Annotated in this window: 1 protein-coding gene; it reads left to right on the forward strand. The window is 75.5% G+C overall.

Annotation, left to right across the window (positions count from 1 at the left end; all coding sequences use genetic code 11):
- Positions 1–157: 157 nt before the first annotated feature.
- On the forward strand, positions 158–1528 hold a 1371-nt coding region (locus ACYVE9_RS26270; RefSeq protein WP_461030387.1), incomplete at its 3' end, for a cytochrome P450.

A 1528-nucleotide genomic window follows, 5' to 3' on the forward strand; every position in this document is an offset into this window, starting at 1 on the left:
GGCCGTCCCGGACGCCCCTTCGGCTCGGCCTCGCACGCCCTGCCGGTCGGCCGCGAACAGGCGCCGCCCCCCGACCGGCGGGGTGTACGCCGTTTTGCCGGGAGCCGCTCAGGTACCCGGGTACCACCACGCCGCGACCCGGACGGAGCACGCCTCGATGAACCACAGGACCGACACGCACAGCCCGCACGGACAGCTCTCCACGCCCGACGCCAAGGAGCGGCTGCGGGCGCTGCGGTACGTGCTGCTGCCCGCGGTCGCGGGCGGAGTCATCCTCCGCCGCCCGGCGGGCATGGCGATGGCCGCCCGCCGGGACTGGGACGGCAAGGGCGTACGGGTGGCGCGGGAGATGCGCGAACGATACGGGCCGGGCCCGCTGATGCTCCTGGAACGCGGGCGCCCCGCCGCGCTCGTCCTGGACCCGGCCGACAGCGAACGCCTGCTGGCCTCGACCCCGGAGCCCTTCAGCGCCGCCCCCAGGGAGAAGCGCGGCGCGCTGGGCCAGTTCCAGCCGCACGGTGTGCTCATCAGCGAGGGCAGCGAGCGCCGGGCACGCCGGCAGGTGAACGAGGACGTGCTCGACACCGGCCGTCCGGTGCACCGCTCAGCGGACCGGATGGTCCGCATCGTGCGCGAGGAGGTCGGTCACCTCCTCGCCGACCACACCGCCGGGACCGCTCTGACGTGGGACGACTTCAGCGCGGCCTGGTGGCGCGCGGTCCGGCGCATCACGCTCGGTGACGTCGCCCGGGACGACACCGTCATCACCTCCCAGCTCGACAGCCTGCGCGCGGCCGGCAACTGGTCCGTGCTCAGCCCCCGCCGCGTGCTGCTGCGGGCCGCCTTCAGCCGCCGGCTGAACGCCTACGCGGCCGCCGCCGAGAGCGACGCTCTGATCGCGCAGGCCCGCTCCCGCGGCGCTGCGGACGGCTCGGACCCGGTCGACCAGGTGCCGCACTGGCTGTTCGCGTTCGACGCGGCCGGCATGACCGTGTGGCGGACCCTGGCACTGCTCGCCACCCACCCGGCGCAGGCCGCGGAGGCGCAGCGCGAGATCAGGGCGAGCCGCGAGGAGGAGCTGCCGCTGCTGCCCTTCCTCCGGGCCTGCGCGACGGAGGCCGTCCGGCTGTGGCCCACCACGCCGCTCATCCTCCGGGAGAGCACCGAGGACACCGAGTGGCACGGGCGGACCGTCCCGGCAGGCACCCTGTTCGTCATCTACGCCCCCTACCTGCACCGGTCCGACACGGCCGGCCCCGACAAGGACCGGTTCGCCCCGGAGAGCTGGCTGGATGGCAGCGCACGGGCCAACACGGCCCTGGTGCCGTTCAGCGCGGGGCCGGCCGGATGCCCGGGCGAGGACCTGGTGCTGCTCACTGCCAGCTCCTGGCTCGCCGCCGCGCTGGACGGACGCACCTGGTCCCTGACGCACCGCACACCGCAGGTGGAGCTGGGACCGGACCAGCCGCTGCCCGCCGGCCTGAACCCGTTCGGTCTCGGCTTCGCCGTCCGCCCCGGCGAAGCCGCG

Source organism: Streptomyces sparsus, assembly GCF_054776295.1.